This is a genomic window from Citricoccus sp. K5 (assembly GCF_902506195.1).
Lineage (GTDB): Bacteria > Actinomycetota > Actinomycetes > Actinomycetales > Micrococcaceae > Citricoccus.
This window is the reverse complement of the sequence record NZ_LR732817.1, coordinates 2,961,248-2,979,553: the sequence shown is the minus strand read 5'-3', so window position 1 is coordinate 2,979,553 and position 18,306 is coordinate 2,961,248. Positions and strand designations below refer to the sequence as shown.

19 protein-coding genes are annotated in these 18,306 nt (G+C 69.3%); 9 read left to right on the top strand and 10 right to left on the bottom strand.

Annotated features, from left to right (window positions below):
• Window position 1: 1 nt before the first annotated feature.
• Entirely contained in the window at window positions 2-961 is a 960-nt protein-coding gene (locus BOSE125_RS13360; protein ID WP_159553279.1) for a putative selenate ABC transporter substrate-binding protein, read from the bottom strand.
• Window positions 962-1,139: 178 nt separating this feature from the next.
• Between BOSE125_RS13360 and BOSE125_RS13355 the strand changes: the two genes are divergently transcribed.
• The 4 genes from BOSE125_RS13355 to BOSE125_RS13340 all read left to right on the top strand — a co-directional run bounded on the left by BOSE125_RS13355 (window position 1,140) and on the right by BOSE125_RS13340 (window position 3,897).
• Entirely contained in the window at window positions 1,140-1,571 is a 432-nt protein-coding gene (locus BOSE125_RS13355; protein WP_159553277.1) for a DUF3151 domain-containing protein, read from the top strand.
• A gap of 3 nt (window positions 1,572-1,574) precedes the next feature.
• Window positions 1,575-2,789, top strand: coding sequence for a beta-propeller fold lactonase family protein (locus BOSE125_RS13350; protein WP_159553275.1), 1,215 nt, complete (start codon window positions 1,575-1,577; stop codon window positions 2,787-2,789).
• A 106-nt stretch (window positions 2,790-2,895) separates the two neighbouring features.
• Complete coding sequence (catC, locus tag BOSE125_RS13345) at window positions 2,896-3,174, top strand: muconolactone Delta-isomerase (protein ID WP_159553273.1); 279 nt, start codon at window positions 2,896-2,898, stop codon at window positions 3,172-3,174.
• 30 nt (window positions 3,175-3,204) lie between these two features.
• The gene (locus BOSE125_RS13340) at window positions 3,205-3,897 is read left to right on the top strand and encodes a thymidine kinase (RefSeq protein ID WP_159553271.1); all 693 of its coding nucleotides are present in this window, start codon (window positions 3,205-3,207) and stop codon (window positions 3,895-3,897) included.
• A 48-nt stretch (window positions 3,898-3,945) separates the two neighbouring features.
• On the opposite strand, the gene BOSE125_RS13335 is transcribed toward BOSE125_RS13340, so the two are convergent.
• Window positions 3,946-5,268: a short-chain fatty acid transporter gene (locus tag BOSE125_RS13335; protein WP_159555181.1), complete on the bottom strand. Its 1,323-nt coding sequence runs from the start codon at window positions 5,266-5,268 to the stop codon at window positions 3,946-3,948.
• A 239-nt stretch (window positions 5,269-5,507) separates the two neighbouring features.
• Here BOSE125_RS13335 and BOSE125_RS13330 point away from each other — a divergent pair, with 239 nt between their 5' ends.
• Window positions 5,508-5,942 carry an SRPBCC family protein gene (locus tag BOSE125_RS13330; RefSeq protein WP_159553269.1) on the top strand — a complete coding sequence of 145 codons (435 nt, stop codon included), beginning with the start codon at window positions 5,508-5,510 and terminating at the stop codon, window positions 5,940-5,942.
• Between the two features lie 21 nt (window positions 5,943-5,963).
• Here the strand turns inward: BOSE125_RS13330 and BOSE125_RS13325 are convergent, their stop codons facing one another.
• Genes BOSE125_RS13325 through BOSE125_RS13310 form a run of 4 tightly spaced genes read right to left on the bottom strand, consistent with a single transcriptional unit; the run spans window position 5,964 to window position 9,579 of the window.
• Window positions 5,964-7,343 carry a hypothetical protein gene (locus BOSE125_RS13325; RefSeq protein ID WP_159553267.1) on the bottom strand — a complete coding sequence of 460 codons (1,380 nt, stop codon included), beginning with the start codon at window positions 7,341-7,343 and terminating at the stop codon, window positions 5,964-5,966.
• Between the two features lie 35 nt (window positions 7,344-7,378).
• Window positions 7,379-7,777, bottom strand: coding sequence for a hypothetical protein (locus tag BOSE125_RS13320; protein ID WP_159553265.1), 399 nt, complete (start codon window positions 7,775-7,777; stop codon window positions 7,379-7,381).
• A 57-nt stretch (window positions 7,778-7,834) separates the two neighbouring features.
• Window positions 7,835-9,229: a hypothetical protein gene (locus BOSE125_RS13315; RefSeq protein ID WP_159553263.1), complete on the bottom strand. Its 1,395-nt coding sequence runs from the start codon at window positions 9,227-9,229 to the stop codon at window positions 7,835-7,837.
• A gap of 2 nt (window positions 9,230-9,231) precedes the next feature.
• Window positions 9,232-9,579 (bottom strand): DUF6507 family protein, encoded by a 348-nt coding sequence (locus BOSE125_RS13310; protein ID WP_159553262.1) that lies wholly within the window; start codon window positions 9,577-9,579, stop codon window positions 9,232-9,234.
• 251 nt (window positions 9,580-9,830) lie between these two features.
• On the opposite strand from BOSE125_RS13310, the gene BOSE125_RS13305 reads away from it, so the two are divergent.
• The gene (locus BOSE125_RS13305; protein WP_159553261.1) at window positions 9,831-11,126 is read left to right on the top strand and encodes an adenylosuccinate synthase; all 1,296 of its coding nucleotides are present in this window, start codon (window positions 9,831-9,833) and stop codon (window positions 11,124-11,126) included.
• Here BOSE125_RS13305 and BOSE125_RS13300 read toward each other — a convergent pair.
• A complete protein-coding gene (locus tag BOSE125_RS13300) occupies window positions 11,113-12,855 on the bottom strand; it encodes an FAD-dependent monooxygenase (protein WP_159553260.1) in 1,743 nt (580 codons plus the stop codon). The genes BOSE125_RS13305 and BOSE125_RS13300 overlap by 14 nt on opposite strands.
• A gap of 54 nt (window positions 12,856-12,909) precedes the next feature.
• Here BOSE125_RS13300 and BOSE125_RS13295 point away from each other — a divergent pair, with 54 nt between their 5' ends.
• On the top strand, window positions 12,910-13,716 hold the full coding sequence (locus BOSE125_RS13295; RefSeq protein WP_159553259.1) for a carbon-nitrogen hydrolase family protein: 807 nt from the start codon (window positions 12,910-12,912) through the stop codon (window positions 13,714-13,716).
• Window positions 13,717-14,341: 625 nt separating this feature from the next.
• On the top strand, window positions 14,342-14,581 hold the full coding sequence (locus BOSE125_RS13290; RefSeq protein ID WP_159553258.1) for a hypothetical protein: 240 nt from the start codon (window positions 14,342-14,344) through the stop codon (window positions 14,579-14,581).
• Between the two features lie 117 nt (window positions 14,582-14,698).
• Here BOSE125_RS13290 and BOSE125_RS13285 read toward each other — a convergent pair whose 3' ends face one another.
• The 3 genes from BOSE125_RS13285 to BOSE125_RS13275 all read right to left on the bottom strand — a co-directional run bounded on the left by BOSE125_RS13285 (window position 14,699) and on the right by BOSE125_RS13275 (window position 17,699).
• Window positions 14,699-15,214: a CoA-binding protein gene (locus BOSE125_RS13285; protein ID WP_115932583.1), complete on the bottom strand. Its 516-nt coding sequence runs from the start codon at window positions 15,212-15,214 to the stop codon at window positions 14,699-14,701.
• On the bottom strand, window positions 15,211-16,539 hold the full coding sequence (locus BOSE125_RS13280) for an O-acetylhomoserine aminocarboxypropyltransferase/cysteine synthase family protein (protein WP_159553257.1): 1,329 nt from the start codon (window positions 16,537-16,539) through the stop codon (window positions 15,211-15,213). The genes BOSE125_RS13285 and BOSE125_RS13280 overlap by 4 nt, the downstream gene beginning before the upstream one ends.
• A 170-nt stretch (window positions 16,540-16,709) precedes the next feature.
• Window positions 16,710-17,699: a YafY family protein gene (locus BOSE125_RS13275; RefSeq protein ID WP_159553256.1), complete on the bottom strand. Its 990-nt coding sequence runs from the start codon at window positions 17,697-17,699 to the stop codon at window positions 16,710-16,712.
• A gap of 100 nt (window positions 17,700-17,799) precedes the next feature.
• Here BOSE125_RS13275 and BOSE125_RS13270 point away from each other — a divergent pair, with 100 nt between their 5' ends.
• Window positions 17,800-18,255 carry a VOC family protein gene (locus BOSE125_RS13270; RefSeq protein WP_159553255.1) on the top strand — a complete coding sequence of 152 codons (456 nt, stop codon included), beginning with the start codon at window positions 17,800-17,802 and terminating at the stop codon, window positions 18,253-18,255.
• The last annotated feature ends 51 nt before the right edge of the window (window positions 18,256-18,306 follow it).

Below are 18,306 nucleotides of genomic sequence, written 5' to 3'. Positions count from 1 at the left end.
GTCATCGGATCAGGCCGAGCGTGCGGCCGATCTCCTCGATCCGCTCGTGGTCGGAGGCCTCCGCCGGGACGATCGCCTCCGCACCGTAGGCCTCGAGAAGCGCCGCCTCCTCGGTGTCGGAGCCGTCGAGGTCCATGAGGGCCTGCCGCAGGTCCTCGGTGAAACCGTCCCCCAGCCGCTCGTCCACACCGGGGGAACCGATCCAGTGGTAGTCGGCGTACTCCGGGGTCGTGAAGATCTCCTGGACCTTCTCGGTGTCCACCGTTCCGGCCTCGGTCCGGGACCGCCACACCTGTTCGTTGAGGGCACCGGCCTCGTAGCTGCCGGATTCCACCAGGTCGATGGTCAGGTCGTGGGAGCCGGAGAAGCCGGGCTCGCCGTCGAGGTCGGCGGCCGGGTCCACCCCGGCCTGGTCCAGGAAGTAGGACGGCATGAGGCGCCCGGACGTGGAGGACTCACTGCCGAAGGTGAACCGCGTGTCCGCCAGCTCCGCCAACCCGGCCACGTCGTCGACCGGTTCCAGGCCGGCGTCGCGATGGGCGATGAAGACGCTGCGGAAGCGCTCGTCGATGTCCCGCTGAGCCAGCACTTCTGCCCCCTCGGTGCGAAGCCGTGCCTGGACGCCGGTCAGACCGCCGTAGAAGACCAGGTCGAGGTCCCCGGTGCCGAACAGGCTGACGGAGGCGGCGTAGTCACTGACGGGGACGTACTCCACCTCCACGCCCAGCTCCTCGGCGAGGTAGGCGGCCATTGCCTTCTCGCGCTCGGCGAGGTCGGAGGGGTCCATGTCCGGGATGGCGCTGATGCGCAAAGGGCCTTCCCCGTGCTCCTTGGCAGCAGCGGCACCGTCTGTGCCGGAGCCGGAAGGTTCGGATGTCCCGCCGCAACCGGAGGTTGCCAGTGCCACGGCGAGGCTAAGGCCTGCGACTGACCAGGAAAGACGGCGGTGGGAGGTGCGCATGGTGGCATCCTAGCCAACGGGCCTCGCTGGAATCGGCGCTGATCGGCGGTGACCCGACCCACGGGCCAGGCGGGGTTCCACGGGTAGGGTCGTAGGTGTCCAGTCCTCCTCCGGCGTGGGCCACCGCGACAGTACCGGTGCCGTCCGCCCCCCGGAGCCACCCGCACCAAGGAGCACCATGTCCTCTGACGCGTCGATCGTCGGCAAGAACCTCATGCAGCCCGCCCCCACGCAGCTTCCGGAGGAACCGGGGGTCCTGGCGCGGATCGAGGCGGGCGACCTGCCGGAGGACATCGCCATCCGGTTCCCCAAGTCCTCCCTCGCCTGGGCCCTGATGGCCGAGGACGCCTGGGCCGAGGGGCGCACCATCGATGCCTACGCCTTCGCCCGGGTGGGGTACCACCGTGGCCTGGACTCGCTGCGGGGTGCGGGCTGGCGGGGTGCCGGTCCGGTGCCCTACTCCCACGAGCCGAACCGCGGTTTCCTGCGGTCGCTCTACATGCTCGGCCAGGCTGCCGCCGCCATCGGGGAGGGCGAAGAGGTCCACCGCATCGAGGCCTTCCTGGTGGACGCCGATCCCACGGCCACAGAACAGATCGCCCAGGGCTGAGCCATGGTGCCGAACCCCGCCGTCGGCGCAGGCGGCAGCGACGGCCCCGCAGGGGCTGACACCGTCCTCGTGGGCACCTTCAACACCCCCGGTGCCGATTCTCCCGTCCTGGCCAACGCCGGCGGACTCGTGCGAACCACCGGCTGGCCGGACCCCGCGGACGCGGTGGCCGGTGGCGGCCCGGACGCCCCCTCATGGCTGGTCCGTGGCCGTGCGGGCACGGATTCGGAGGGCAAGCTGTATGCCGCCCTGCACCTGCCCGAGGGCGAGATCGCCGTCCTGTCCCCGTCCGCTGTGCGCGCGCCTTCCCCCGGCAACGACGTCGGCTGGACCACCTCCCAGCGTGTGCCCACCGGTGGCGCGAACACCTGCCATGCGGACCTCAATCCCTCCGGCACCTGGCTGGCTGCAGCCTCTTACGACTCGGGCACCCTGACGGTGGCTCCCGTCCTCGAGGGTGGTCTGCTGGGCCAGCCGGTGGCGGTCCAGGCTCCGGACGGGTCCGGGCCGGTGGCTTCCCGCCAAGAGGCCCCTCACCTGCACTTCGTGCTCTTCCTGGACGACGACCGCCTGCTCGTCACGGACCTGGGCGCCGACCGCCTCCTCGAGTACTCCCTCCAGGACATCGTCCGGAACGGGGCGGGGACCGCTCCCGGGGACACTGCGGGTGTGGACGTGACCGACTGCACGCCATCCTGGGTCCACCTCCTGCCCGCCGGCACCGGTCCCCGCCATCTCGCGCTGTTGCCCCCGTTGCCGGAGGCCGGCATCGATGGACGGCACCTGGCCGTGGTGGGAGAGCTGGACTCGCGGCTGCACGTGCTGGACCTGGACGCCACTGCCGGGGGATTCCGCGAGGTCGCCATCGTGCCCACCCACGCTCAGGACCAGGATCCCGGATCCGCCCAGGACAACCTGCCCTCGCACCTGGTGCTCTCCCCGGACGGTGCGCTGATCTATGTGGCCAACCGCGGCCGCGACACCATCGGGGTGATCCACCGCGCCGGTACCCCCGAACTCATCGCCGAGGTGCCGTGCGGCGGGAACTGGCCGCGCCACCTAGCGCTCGGCCATCCCGGCGGGGCACCCACGCTGCTGGTCGCGCTGGAACGGGGTGACGCCGTCGTGGGGCTTCCTCTGGATGCCGAGGGCATCCCCGGGGAGGCGCGAACCCGGGTCACCGTGCGGCGGCCCGGTTTCGTCCTGCCCCGGGGCTGACCCGTCGGGCCTAACTCGGGCGGTCTATAGTGACAACGGCCGAACGCCCTCGGCGAACTCAGCCCCAGCGCAACCACTGCGTGATGCGCCGTACGAAGGAGTGACGATGCTGTTTCTGGCACGGATGGACGTGACCTTCCCCGAGTCGATGACCGAGGAGACCAAGGCGGATTTCCAGGTCAAGGAGAAGGAGTACTCCGGCAACCTGCAGCGCGAGGGCAGGATGCGGGACATCTGGCGCGTGGTGGGCGAATACGCCAACTACTCCGTCTATGACGTGGCGGACAACGACGAGCTGCACACCATCCTCAGCGGTTTCCCCATGTACCCCTACATGGACATCAAGGTCACTCCGCTGGCGAAGCACCCGAACTCGATCAAGTAGCGCACCGGACCAGCACTAGACTTCTCGATCGTGGCCAAGCTCTACTTCCGCTACGGGGCGATGAACTCCGGAAAGTCGACCGGATTGCTCCAGGCGGCGTTCAACTACGAGGAACGCGGGCAGCGGGTACTGCTGGCCAAGCCCCAGGTGGACTCGAAGGGCGAGGACCAGATCGTCTCCCGGCTGGGCGTCACCCGGAATGCCGACTTCCTGATCCCGCCCGGGGCCGATCTCATGGCGCTGTTCCGCCAGGAGGCCCGCCGGGACGACCCCACCGCCCTCCTCACGCACCTGGACGGCGAGGTCAAGCCCGTCGCCTGCCTGCTCGTGGACGAGGCCCAGTTCCTCGAGCCCGCCCAGGTGGACGACCTGCTGCGGATCGCCGTGCTCGAGGGGGTCCCCGTGATGGCCTACGGCATCCGCACCGACTTCCGCACAGCCTCCTTCCCCGGCTCGGCCCGGCTCATGGAGCTGGCCCACTCCCTCGAGGAGCTCAAGACCATCTGCCGGTGCGGGCGCAAGGCCATCTTCAATACCCGCAAGGTGGTGGACACGGTGACGGGGCACGACGCCGGCCCGGTGGCCGGTGCGCGCGAGTCCCGGCGCGAACGCTTCGTCTTCGAGGGCGACCAGGTGGCGATCGACGGCGTGGAGGTCACCTACGAGTCCCTGTGCGGGGTCTGCTATCTCGAGGAGTCCGGCGGGCGGCTCGGCGCGGAGTGACCGGCCGCGCCGCATGGCTGGGCACGGAGTCTGCTGACGCATGTGGCGTCAGAGGGAGACGATCAGAAGCGTCCCGGCGAACACGAGCCCGGAGGCGATGAGCACCACGGTGGTGTAGCCGAGGATGTCCCGCATCTTCAGCCCGGCGATCGCCAGCAGGGGGATGGCCCAGAACGGCTGGATCATGTTCGTCCACTGATCGCCGTAGGACACGGCCATGATGGTGATCGCGGGGTCCACACCGAGATCGGCGCCGGCTCCGAGCATGATGGGCCCCTGCACCGCGAACTGCCCGCCGCCGGAGGGAACGAAGAAGTTCACCAGGCCGGCGGACAGGAAGGCCAGCATGCCGAACGTCGTGGGATTGGAGATGGCCACGAAGGCGTCGGAGAGGATCTGCACCAGGCCAGACTCGGTCATCATGCCCAGGATGCCCGCATAGAGGGGGAACTGCAGCAGGATCTCCCCCACATTGGACGCGGCGTTCTTGGTCAGGTGGATCAGCTCGAAGGGATTGCGCACCAGCAGCAGGATCAGGGCGAGGAAGGACCAGTTCACGGTGTCCAGGGTGAGCGTGCCGCCCTGGACGAAGTGCAGCACCAGGTAGGCCACCAGCATCAGGCCCAGCAGCAGGGTCGGCAGGCGGCTGGCATCCACGCGATCGGCCGGGGTCACGATCTCCTCCTGGCCGTCATCGGCCTGCTCGCGCGCGTCCTTCGCCAGCTCCACGATCTTGTCACCGCGGCGCGGGGCCACCAGGAACAGGGCCAGGGCCACCACGAGGATCGTCACCACGGCGGCGATCATGTTCCAGGAGGAGAACACGGTTTCACTGATCGGCACGGGCTGTCCGCCGAGGGACTCCATGAGGAAGGAGCCCTCGGTGGCGGCGGTCAGGGGACCGGATGCCGAATAGCCCATGTGCCAGACCACGAAGCCGGCGAAGCCGGCGGCCACCAGCATGGGGAAGTGCAGCTTCAGGCCGCGCTCGCGCCCCTGGTAGGCGACTTCCCGGGCCAGCAGGCCCCCGACCACCAGGCCCAGCCCCCAGGTGACGAGGCTGGCCACGGCGGCCACGGCGAAGACGAACACGTAGGCGGCGAGCTCCGTGCGGGGGACCGAGCCCAGGAAGGCCAGTACGCGCCGGACCGGTCCGGTATTGGCCAGGATGTGCCCGAGCAGCAGGATCAGCGCCATCTGGGTGATGAAGTCGAGCAGCCCGGCCAGACCGTCGCCCCAGTGGACCACGAGGTCGCCGGGGCCGGTGCCGGTCAGGATCAGCGCCAGGATCGCGACGACGAAAGTCAGGACGATCGAGAACACCAGGGCGGACGGGATGAACCGTTCCACCACGTGGTTGACGGGGCGCATGGCGCGGGAGAGCGGGGTTCCTTCCTTGCGCGGCGGCGTTTCGGTGGTTCCCGGGGTGCTGGACATGCCGATGGCTCCTGACGGTGCGGGGCCGGCGCGTTACGGTGCGGTGGTGGCGCTGGGAGGCCCCTAAGCGAATGTGACTGGCACCACCATAGGCAGGCATGGTCTGGGCGCAGTGGAACCTAGCGGCGTTTCACCCCTTAACACCGAGGGCGTCCAGGGGCGAGGATCGGACCATGTTGACCATCGCGGCCCTCGAAGACGACATCGTGGTCCACCTGCCTGCTCCGAGGGTGTGGGAGCTGCTCACGGACTGGGCCGCCGCGCCGGCGTGGCTCCCCGATGTCGAGGAGATGCACGTCAACGGGCCGGCTGGGCCGGGCCAGGAGCTCTCCTATGCGACCGGCGGCCATCAGCGCCAGTACACACTGGCCACCTATGAGCCCGGGCACGGGCTGACCATGGTCTCCGGTGCCGATGACGCGGACGTCCGCGTGGAATACGGCTACCTCCTGCTGCCCGACGCCGGCGCCACCCGGGTGCACCTGCGCATCGCCGTGCGAGCGGCGGAGGAACTACGCGTGGAGGCGCTCGGCCTGGCCGCCGCGCTCGCCGACGCGGACGCCGGACAGCTCGAGTCGCTGCGCGACTACGCGGAGAAGGCGCCCTGAGCGCTCAACCCCACTGTGCCCTCAGCTCAGCTGGGGTGCACGCCCGAAGTGGGCGGCCTGGATGAGGTCTTCCACCAGGGCCAGCAGGAACGAACTCTCCACCGGCCAGAGCAGTACCCGGTCCTGCCCCGTGGCCGGGTCGGGGACCAGACCGACCCGGTATGTGCCGCGCTGAGGGGTGGTGAGCACCGTTGTCTCGGGGAAGCCCTCGGCACCGTCCGCGTCGGCCTCGATCCGCCAGACCCACCACGGCTGGTCCCACAGGGCCGTCAGGGCGGGGTCGGCCCCGGCGGGCGGTGGTGTCGGCCCTGCCAGCCGGGCGTCGTAGGCCGCGGGCGTGATCAGAGCCGGGGTGGGCAGGAGGTTCCACGCAGGGGCGGCCCCCGCCCACGCGAGCAGCCGAGCCGAGAGCTCGGAAAGCGGGACCATGCCCACGTGCAGGTGCTCGGGCCCGGGAGCCTCCCATGGCCCGCCGAGGATCCGTTCGCCGAAGCCCGGCTGCGAGACCATGAGGGCCACATCGGAGAGGCCGAACACCTGGACGAGGTGGTCACCGCCCCCGGCGGTACCCGTCAGGCGCAGGCGGAACGCCGACTCCAGCAGGGTGGCGGAGAGGAGGTCTCCGACCTCGGTCAGGCGGCCGTCCTCCACCAGCCCCGTGGCCTCGAGCTCAGCCGCCGACCCGTCATGCCCCGGCCACCCGAGGCGTCCGTGGCCGGCGGCCCCGAGCTCCTGGAGCCGCTCGACCGCCGCCGGTGTCAGCCAGTCGCCTCCGCGGTCCATGCCGTCAGGGCGTTGCCACGGCGTGAGATCCTCGACGGGGAGGTCGTAGGCCGCCGAGGCAATGGCGTCATACCCGGGTTCGGCCGTGACCGGTGCCGAGGGAGGGGCCATGCCGCCCGGCGCGAGCTCCACGCTGCGGGCCATCGCCTCCAGGTCCGCGGTGAGGAAGAGCCGGTCCTGGACCGCGCAGGTGGTCGATATCTGGACCGCCCAACCGTCCATCAGCACCAGGTGGTCCACGCCGGAGACCAGCCGGCCGTTGTCCGCGCGGTGGAGGTACTCGATCCGCCGGGACTGCAGGGAGGTGTCCGTCTCGACGCCCAGATGCTCCTGTGGCCGGTCCTCGGACCGGCGCTCCCAGCCGCCGACGTCGATGATCCGGCAGGCGCGGAGGGTGGAGGTCAGCCCCGTCAGGGCCTTGACGCTGAACTCGCGGATGCTGCCCTCGAAAGGGTTGGCCGTGACCACGATCGAGGGGCGGAACGTGTCCTCGTCCACCGGGAGAGTGGCGATCAGCTCGATCTCCGGGCGGACCGACTCCGGGACCCAGTGGGGTGCCGGGTAGAACTGCAGGATACCGAGGTAGCCGGTGGTCAGGGCCGGCGCTGAGGGTGTCATGGAGTGCTCTTTCCGGTTCAGAGGAAGGTCCGTGGTCAGGGGCCGTCGGGGCCGCGCAGCGGGGTGTCATACCGACCGCCGCGGTCCACCCAGTCCCGATGCCAGGCAGGGGTGAGGAAGCGAGGCCACCAGAAGTTGAGGACGATCCCGATCACCAAGCAGGGAAACAAGATCCAAAACCCGGGAGGGGCGACCGGCAGGACTGGCAGGAAGTGCTCGTACCAGTTATTGACCCACAACACGACCCAGGTGATCCCGATCCACCCGATGTGCAGGGGGAACATGTTGTACCGCGTGGTGGACCAGGTGGACTTCGGCTGCCGGGCCCAGTTGCGGTATCTGCCAGTCCACGCCAGCCAACCCGGAATGAGGCCGGCCAGTCCGGGGATCACCGTGATGGCGAGGAAGAACAGGTGTTCCTGCAGGGGGGTCATCCGGCTCCTCGGTTCGGTTCCGTCCACCGTATCCGCTGGGGGACCACGGGACCGAACTCAGTCGAAGGGGTTGAGGGAGGACAGGAACGCCTTGCCGGCGGCAGCACCCTTCTCCAGTACATTGCCGTCCGTGTGCCGGAACTCGTTGATGGCCTGACCCACGCTGTTGCCCACCTTCCCGCCGACGAAGCCACCGATGAAGTTGCCGGCCACGCCGCCGATCGCGGCACCCACGCCGGGGATGGGGATGAGGGCTTGACCCACGGCCGCCCCGGCGACCTGCCCCACGCGGGCCCCGACGAGGGCGCCCGCCGTCTCGGCTCCCGCCACGACCCCGGCATCCACGGCGGCCGTCCGGTGGTGCTCGGCCTCGCTCGCGTCCGGATTGCGCATCAGTGACTCGTTGTACGAGCTGCCGTACTCGCCGGTGAAGGTCAGCGCCGCGCCGCCGACCAGCAGGGTGCGCCCGAGCGCGGGGTTTCCGGCGATCCGCTCGACGGTGCGCAGGCGGCTCGTCAGGGCCGTGACCGAGGTCGGAGTCCCGCTGGGGGGCCGACCGGTCCCGGAGGTGAGCTGCACGCGGAAGGTGCCCCGGCCGCCGTCGACGTTCAGCTTGGTGTTCTTCAGGAAGGGGTAGCGGGCCACCAGGGCGCCGAGCGGGGTCTTCGGGTCGAGGCCGCGCAGCATGGCGCCAGAGGTGTTGTTGCTCAAGCGGTTTCCGCCTGTGGCGGCGTCATTGAGCCGGTTGAGGTAGCTCTGGGGGACGCCGAGCTGTCCCAGGGTGGCCGAGGAGAGTCGGGAGGTCTGCCAGTTTCCGGGCTTGCCCGTCAGGGTCTGGTAGTGCTGGGCGTCGAACTGGAAGTAGAGCTTGCCGTCCCGGGTGCGCAGGCTCAGTGCGCCGGCGCCGCCGGACGCCGCGGTGTTCTGGGAGGCGCCGATGGCCAGCATGGCGTCGGAGAGGTTCGCGTTGACGGTCACGCCGGAGGTGGGGTTGAGACCTTTGAGGGCGTTGGCGCAGGTCTGGACCGCGGTGTCATAGTCCTCGGCCACGGCGTCCACGCGGGTCTGGATGCCGGCGCCGGCATCGGCGTAGTCGTCCGGGCGGTCGGCCTCCGGCATCGTGTTGTGCGTGGCCGCGTCGGCCTTGGCATTTGTATACCGGTTCCGAAGCCCCTCGATGTCCTCGGAGAAGTCCTCCAGGGCCGTGGCGGCCTCGTCCGTCAGCGTCTCATAGGCGTCCGCGTACGGCTTCATCACGTCCACGAACGCCGTGTACACACGTTCGCTGTGGGGTGTGATCAGGCGCCCGTCGCTGAGTTGGGTCCAGATCTGGGCCGCATCCGCGTAGTGACCGCTGACCGTGGTCCCCAGGGAGCGGACGTTCCTCGCCGCGGGGTCGATCGTCCCGGACGAGGGCAATCGGGTGGGCAGTTGGCTGGTGTCGACGGCCATGATTATCCCTCCGCCTGGGGTCCTGCGGCCGGGGCCTCGGGGATGGTGTAGATGTCCTCCTCGGCGTCGGCAGCCATGGTCAGATCGGCGTTCACGATCGCGTTGATGAGCTCGGATGTCGAGGAGCAGATGTTGCTCCCTGAGCCGGCCACGGCCTGGAGGAGGGGGTCGGCTACCTGTTGCAGCAGGTCGTCGATCGCCGAGCCGATCTCCAGATGGTCGCACGCCGTGGCGGCGGATTCGAAGCGGGTGGTCATGGTGGGGGCGAACTCGACGATCTCATCGATCTCCGACGTGGCCGTGCGCACGGTGGACCGCGCCGGCTCCTCGTCGACGTGCCAGTTCGTCATGAGATCTCCCCGCTCCAGAGTCCTGGGAACCCTGTTGGTTCCGCCGACAGCCTAGGCGGACGGCGGAGGCCGGGCGATGGGCAGAACTCCCCATGGGCACTGACTGGTAAACTCCGGTTGTAAGGCCCTCGTGTGATGCACCGCACGGCAGAGAACCGTGGGAGCGGTCACCGGGGGCGTTTTCCATGTCGAGGGCCGGACGGGACCGCCGCAAGAACGGTTGCCGTGACCTGCTCAGGAGAGATGCATTCATGCCAGCAATCGCGATCGTCGGCGCCCAGTGGGGCGACGAGGGCAAGGGTAAGGCCACCGATCTGCTGGGCGGCCGCGTGGACTACGTGGTCAAGCCCAACGGCGGCAACAATGCCGGACACACCGTCGTCGTCGGCGGTGAGAAGTTCGAGCTCAAGCTGCTGCCGGCTGGCATCCTGTCTCCGAACGCCGTCCCGGTGATCGGCAACGGCGTGGTGGTCAACCTCGAGGCCCTGTTCGAGGAGATCGACGGACTCGAGGCCCGTGGCCAGCGCTGCGACCACCTGAAGATCTCTGCCAATGCGCACCTGGTGGCCCCGTACCACCAGACCATGGACAAGGTCACCGAGCGCTTCCTCGGCAAGCGCGCCATCGGCACCACCGGCCGCGGCATCGGCCCCACCTACATGGACAAGGTCGGCCGTCTCGGCGTGCGCGTCCAGGACATCTTCGACGAGTCGATCCTGCGCCAGAAGATCGAGGGCGCCCTGCGCCAGAAGAACGAGCTGCTGGTCAAGCTGTACAACCGCCGGGCGATCACCGTGGACGAGATCGCCGAGTACTTCCTGTCCTACGCGGAGCGGCTGCGTCCCATGGTCGTGGACTCCACGATCCTGCTCAACGACGCCCTCGACGAGGGCAAGGTCGTCCTGATGGAAGGCGGCCAGGCCACCTACCTGGACGTGGACCACGGCACCTACCCGTTCGTGACGTCCTCCAACCCGACCGCCGGTGGCGCCTCCGTGGGCGCGGGCATCGGCCCCACCCGCTTCACCCGCACCATCGGCATCGTCAAGGCCTACACCACCCGGGTGGGGGCCGGCCCGTTCCCCACCGAACTCTTCGACGAGGACGGCATGGGCACGCGCCTGCGCACCGTGGGCGGCGAGTTCGGCGTGAACACCGGACGCCCGCGCCGCACCGGCTGGTATGACGCGGTGATGGCCCGCTACGCCACCCGCATCAACGGCTTCACCGACTACTTCCTGACCAAGCTGGACGTCCTCACCGGCATCGAGCAGATCCCTGTGTGCGTGGCGTATGACGTGGACGGCGTGCGGCATGACGAGATGCCCATGACGCAGACCGAGTTCCACCATGCCAAGCCGATCTTCGAGTACTTCGAGGGCTGGACCGAGGACATCTCCGGCGCCCGCACCATGGAGGATCTGCCGGCCAATGCCCGTGACTATGTACTGGCCCTCGAGAAGATGTCCGGAACCCGGATGTCGGCGATCGGCGTCGGCCCGGGCCGCGACCAGGTGGTCCAGGTCCGCGACCTCATCGAGGACTGACCCTCCGAGCAGGAACCGAAGAGTCGTCCAAGATCTCGGCGACGAAGCCGTCCGGGCGGATCAGCAGTGCCGTTCCGTCCGGCAGCCCCGCCTCCGGGGCCGCCCGGAACCTGAACACCGGCAGGCCCGACGCCGGCCCGGCACCCGGGTTGTTCGTCTCACCTGACGCCGGCCCGGCGCGTCCCGCAGCCCTGTCCTGATGGCGGTCGGCCAGGTCCCGCGCCAACCGGTCGGCGGCCGGACCGTAGGCGTGCACCTGCCATTCGGCCGTGTTGAGCGCCTCATGGTTGTCCCCGCGCCCGTCCCCGCCGGGCACCGGACCGGTAGGGCCGGCGTCGGGAACCCAGGGAAGGCGACGACCCAGGACCGTGCCGCGGCGCCGCCGCCGTGGGCCGGTGCGGTCCGCTTCCGTCCCCGGCATCCAGTAGTGGATCCGGATCTGGGAGAGGTAGCCGAACATCCGTCCGCCCAGGGGAAGTCGAGGCGCCGCGCGCAGGAGGACCGGGGCGGCGAGGGGGAAGACCCGCGTCCGCACAAAGCGCGCCAGGGGGGCCATGGAGGTGACAGCTCCGAACACCACGTCGGTGGTCCGGACCAGGTTCAGGGCCACCGGCCGGCGCTCGGCCTCATAGCGGTCGAGGACGTCCTCGGGCTCCCGGCCGGCGAGGACATCGGCGATGGTGCAGACGATGTTCTGCGCGTCCTGCAACCCCGTGTTCATCCCCTGCGCGCCCACGGGGGAGTGGATGTGCGCGGCATCCCCCGCCAGGAACACCCGGCCGGCCCGGAAGGCGGCGGCCACGCGATGATGCACCCGGTAGGTGCTGTACCAATCCGTGCCGGCATACCGGACGCCGAACTCCTCGGCCAGGGACGCCCGGGCACGGACTTCGTCGCGGGCTTCGGCGGCGGCCTCGTCAGCGGGGGACGCGGCCGCAGTGCCGGCGCCCTGGTCGGGATCCGCTGGAATCCGGTCTTCGGCGCGCAGGATCCCCAGGAGGCGTGCGCGCCGCCCGCCGCGGCCGTCGTCGCCCAGGGGAAAAGCCAGCATGAAGTGCTCCCGGGAGGCGCGCAGGGTGATGCCGGACTCGGTGCCCGTGACGCCGTAGGCGTCCAGCACGTAGAACTCGAACCGGTTGGTGGCACCCTCGAAGGCGATGCCCAGGGCACGCCGGACCGCTGACGAGGCACCGTCGGCGGCCACCACATACCGGGCGCTGACCTGAACCAGCCCTTCAGAAGAGTCCAGTTCGACGGTGACGGCTCCGCCGGACCCTGCCGCCCGGGGATCGGTGGTGAAGGACCGGAACGAGGTGCCCCAGGCGACGGGCCAGTGCCGGTCCCGGAGGTGGCCGGCCAGCAGCTCCTCGTTCGCGCTCTGCTCGAAGATGGTGATCCCCGGGAAGGGCGTCAGCTGCTGGCCCACCCGGTCCAGCCGCACGGTGCCCAGCGTGCGGTGGCGGAATCCGGGACTGACGGACGTCGCGGGGGTCGCCCCGTCCAGCACGGCCTGCACCAGGCCGAGCTGCCGGTAGACCTCCAGGGAGCGGGCCTGAACGGCCAGGGCCCGGGACTCGCGGGTCGGCCCGGTCTTGCCGTCCACCACGAGGGACTGGAGCCCGAGCCTCGCACACCAGGCGCCCGCCATCAGCCCCGTCGGTCCTGCGCCGACCACCAGGACGTCGGTGGAGACCCGGCGTCCGGGACCGTGGTCTGGGGCGGCGGACATGGCCTCAGGTTAGGCTGGGAGGACGGTTTCACGCCATGCGAGGAGGACGGTCACATGAGGATCAGCGTCGGACAATTCCGCCCCACGGGTGTGGTCGCCGAGAACGTGGCCACGCTGCGGCGTCTGGCGGAATCCGCCAAGGACGACGGCGCCGAACTGGTGCTGTTCCCCGAGGAGTCCATGTTCACCGTGCGGCACGTGGACGGCCCGCTGGCTGAAGCCGTCGACGCCGGCTGGTCGGCTTTCGTCTCCGAGATCACGCGGATCGCCGCAGACCTCTCCATCGCCGTGGTGGCCGGCGGGTACGAGCCCTCGGGCACCGGGCGGCCCTACAACACCGTGGTGGCGGTGGACGCCACGGGAAAGATCCTGGGGACCTACCGCAAGCTGCACCTCTACGACGCCTTCAAGTACAAGGAATCGGACCGCATCACCGCCGGCGACCGGGGCACCCTGATGGTGGAACTCGGCGGCCTCAGGTTCGGCATCATGACCTGCTACGACCTGCGCTTCCCGGAAGTGGCGCGGTCGCTGGCCGTGGCCGGGGCCGACGTCGTGCTGGTGCCGGCCGCCTGGTTCAAGGGCGACTACAAGATCGAGCACTGGCAGCTGCTGCTCAAGGCGCGGGCCGTGGAGAACACCGTCTGGATCGTGGCCGCGGGCACGCGCAGTGACAACACCGTGGGCCACTCGGCCATCATCGATCCGCTGGCCGTGCCCGTGGCCTTCCTCGGCGAGGAGGGCGAGGCGATCGAGACCGCCGACGTCACCCGAGAGCGCATCGACGAGGTGCGCTCCTTCCTGCCCGTGCTGGCCAACCGTCGCACGGACGTGGACCAGTTGGGCTGTGCCGGCTCCTAGGTGGTTCCAGCATTGCCAGGGACCTCCCAGCTGGCGCCCGGGCGATTCTCACTCCCGGTTCTTAGGGTGGAACCACCTCATCAAGGTGCGAGTGATGACAGAGGGCCCCGGGCCCGGCAGATGGCGTTCCCCTCACGCCGCCGGACTACCCGGGGCCCTGCCATGTCCACCGGCCCCTCGTGAGCCGTACCCTCCGGGTCGATCAGCCAACGGTCAGGCCGCGTGCGGTTCGCCCCCATGTCGGGTCCCTACTCTGGAAGAGCCTCATCAAGGTGCGAGTGATGAAGGTGCGAGTGATGACAGGGACCCCGGGTCCGGTTCGCCTCACGGTGGCCGACAGCCCGGGGTCTCGTCATGTGCGGAGGGTCTACCCGCGCCGCGCCGGCTACTAGGGGGAGTCGGCGTCAGCGCTCAGCGACGGGTCACAGCCTTCTCACAGGCAGTGTGGGGTGCGAGCACAAGTTCGTTTCCTATGCTGAAAGCACCTCATCATGGTGCGAGTGATGAAGGTGCGAGTGATGACAGGGACCCCGGGTCCGGCGAATGCGATTCCCCTCCGCAGCCGGTAGCCCGGGGTCTCACTCTGTCCGATGAGGTCCCAACACAACGCCACGAAGAGGAGACCATGAACTTCAAGGACCTGGCCAACAAGGCCCAGTCTTTCGCCAGCAGTCCGCGGGGGCGGAAGATGATCAATCAGGCGACGGACGCCGTGCGGCGGCGCGGCGGCGGCAAGGCCTCCGGCGCGGGCCACTCGTCTGGCCTCAATCGAGTCCTGGACGCCGCGCGTCGCTTCACCGATGGCCGCGGCGGCCATCCCGGCGATCCAAGCCGTGGCAGCGGGCCCCAGCCGCCCCGGCACTGAGGACACGCCTCAACGCCGAATGCCCGGAACGGCGCATCTCCGTCGTCCCGGGCACCAAGGGACCCCACCCCGTCACAACGATCGAGGTGGGGTCCCTTGCACGCGGGGTGGGCCGGTCTAGCGGTCCAGCTGCTGGCGCCTCGAGGAGATGACCCCGGTGTTGAAGCCGGCCAGGTTGAGGCCGCCGTGGAAGCGGGCGTGCTCGATCTTCACGCAGCGGTCCATGACCATGTTCATCCCGCCCGATTCGGCTGCGTGGGCGGCGTCCTCGTTCCAGATGCCCAGCTGCAGCCAGACGGTCTTCGCGCCGATGGCACGGGCCTCCTCCACGATGCCAGGGGTGTCCTCGGCCTTGCGGAAGACCTCCACCAGGTCCGGCACCACGGGCAGGTCAGCCAGCGAGGCGTAGACCCGGTGGCCGAGGATCTCGGTGCCCTTCTCGGCGAGGATCGGGTTGATGAAGTACAGGTCGAACGTCGTCGAGCTGTTCAGGTAGGTCGCCACGAAGTAGGACGCGCGGGCCGGCTTGTCCGAGGCGCCGACGATGGCGATGGACTTCGCCTCGCGCAGCAGGCGCAGCCGCTCGGGTGCGGACGGGCCGGTCCAGGTGCGGTCAGGCAGTGCGGTGCTCATTCGGAGACCTCCTCGGTGGCGGGGACAGTGCTGGCGGCGCCGTTCACGGCGGCCTCGAGGGCCTGGTCCAGGTCCCAGAGGATGTCCTCCACATCCTCGATGCCCACGGACAGGCGGATCAGATCCTCCGGAACGCCGGCGGAGACGAGCTGCTCGGCGCTGAGCTGCTGGTGCGTGGTGGAGGCAGGGTGCAGGACGAGGGTCTTCGCATCGCCGATGTTGGCCAGGTGGCTGGCCAGCTGGAGGTGCGAGATGAAGGAGGCGCCGGCGTCGCGCCCTCCCTTGACCCCGAAGCTGAACACGGAACCGACACCCAGCGGGAGCAATTCCTTGCCGCGCTCGTGATGCGGGTGCGAGGGCAGACCGGCGAAGTTCACCCAGGAGATCCGATCGTCGGCCTCGAGCCATTCGGCCACCCGCTGGGCGTTGGCCAGGTGGGCGTCCATGCGCTGGGCCAGGGTTTCGAGGCCGAGCATCAGCTGCTGGGCGGAGGCCGGCGGCAGGGCGGGGCCGAAATCGCGCAGCTGCTCGGAGCGCAGCTTGGTCAGGAAGCCGTACTCGCCGAAGTTGCCCCACCAGGAGACACCGCCGTATGAGGGTACGGGCTCGGTCATGGCCGGGAACCTGCCGTTGTCCCACGGGAACAACCCGGACTCGACGACGACGCCGCCCAGGGTGGTGCCGTGGCCGCCGAGGAACTTGGTGGCGGAGTGGATGACGATGTCCGCGCCGTGCTCGAAGGGGCGGATCAGGTAAGGCGGGGTCAGGGTGGCGTCCACGATCAGCGGCACCCCGGCGGCGTGGGCGACTCGGGCCAGGCCCGGCAGGTCCACGATGTCTCCCGAGGGGTTGGCCACGATCTCCGTGTAGACGGCCTTCGTGTTCGGCTGGATGGCGGCCTCGAAGTCAGCCGCCTCCATCGAGTCCACGAAGGTCGTCTCCACCCCGAAGCGGCGCAGCGAGACATCCAGCTGCGTGATGGTGCCGCCGTAGAGCTTGGACGAGGCCACGATGTGGTCTCCCGCGCCGGCCAGCGCGGCGAAGGTGACGAACTCGGCGGACATGCCGGACGCCGTCGCGACCGCCCCGATGCCCCCTTCCAGCGCCGCCATGCGCTCCTCGAAGGCGGCGACCGTGGGGTTGCCGATGCGGGAGTAGATGTTGCCGTACTTCTGCAGCGCGAAGAGGTTCGCGGCGTCCTGGGCGGACTCGAAGACGTAGGAGGTGGTCTGGTGGATCGGCACGGCGCGGGAGCCGTGCACGGCATCAGGGACGGCGCCGGCATGCAGCGCGCGGGTACGGAAGCCGAACTGGTGTTCTGCCACGAAGATCCTTCCAGCGGGGACAGGGTCGGGGGTGGTGCGCCAGGGCGGTGCCGGGTGGCGGTGACTGGCGCAACGGTCCCGTTGCATTCATTGTTCCCGACGCCGGCCCGTTCTCCTTAACTGGGGGTCGCAAGATGACCTGGGACGGCCTCGAGAGGCGCGGCTACTGGTTAGTCTTGCGCCACGACGTTGTGAGCCGTTGTCGCGTATCGCGTTGCGAGCGTGGCGAACGCAGTGGCGAGTTCTGGAGGGCCGATGACCTCCATTGGTACTTCGAATCTTCCGAAGGAGGCCGCGAGCGACCCCCATGACCATGAGCCGGCTTCGAGACTGCACCGGTGGTCGTCGAGGGTGACGACCGTGCCGTCTCCGGCGAATGGCAAGACCTCGCGAGCAGGGAGGTTCAGGATCACGGTCCCGCGGCAGGGCCATCCGTTGACATCGGAACCTTTAAATCGTGCGGAGACGAACTCTCCCACGCCGCCGCCGGGCACCGTTCGAGAGGTGAAGCGGGGGCCGCTGGGTGTGCGTGGATGGATACGGTCGGCGCTGTAGAGGCGCCAGTCTTCGCGGTCGAGGTCCCACGCGACGAGGTGCCACCGCCCGTGGGAGGTGACGAGGTGATGAGGCTCCACCCGGCGGGCAGGGAGTTGCTGGTCGTCTTGCATGGCGTCGCGTGCAGCGTAGTCAAACCGAAGGCTCGTCCGGTCGCGGATGGCGTTGGCGAGTGTGACGAGAACGTCGAGCGAGACGTGTGTGGATACGGCGTCGCCGGGACGGTCGATCGCGGTGACATCGAGCGCGTCGAGGCGGTGTCGTAGCCGTGAGGGCATGACCTGACGGATCGTCCCCAGGGCGCGGATCGCCGCTTCCTCGATCCCTGCTCCCACCGCTGGTGCCGCTTGCAGGGCAATCGCCACGGCAACGGCTTGGTCGTCGTCGAACAGGAGTGGAGGGAGCTCGCTGCCCGCGTCGAGCCGGTACCCGCCATCCGGTCCCATCGTGGCCTGGATGCTGTAGCCCATGTCCCGTAGCCGTTCGATGTCCCGGCGTACCGTGCGGTCGCTGATCTCTAGCCGGGACGCCAGAATCGACCCCGGCCAGTCCCGTCGCGTTTGCAACAGCGACAACAAGTTCAGCAACCGTGATGTTGTCGTCATGTTTCTCACCCTAATTCGAGTCTAGGACAGAAACGTGCCTATACGCCTGGAACCGTTGAGGCATCGGCCGGATCCGGCCGACTTTCATCAAGGAGTGAAGATGACCATTCAGACGACCACCCACCTCAACTTCCGTGGCGACGCGCGCTCGGCGCTGGAGTTCTACCAGTCCGTCTTCGGCGGTCACACCGTCATCAACACCTACGCCGATTTCGGCATGCCGGCAGATGTTCCTGGTGCTGACAAGGTGGTGTTCGGTCTCGTTGCCGCCGAGAACGGCTTCCGGCTGATGGGCTACGACATCCCTGGCCAGACTGACGGCCCGATCGCGGGGGGCGGCTCGACCCGCCGCGAGAACAACACCACCGTCACCGACCAGGCGCTGTTCGTCTCGATCGGCTCTGACACCCTCGACGAGCTCCAGGGCTACTGGGACGCCCTCGCTGTGGACGCGACCATCGTGGAGCCGCTGGCTGCGTCGGCCTGGAGCGCCGGGTTCGGGATGCTCACCGACCGGTTCGGTGTCACTTGGAGCGTCACCGTCACCGTTGCCTGACCACTTCTGCTTCCTGCGCCGCGGATCGACACGACTCGATCCGCGGCGAGG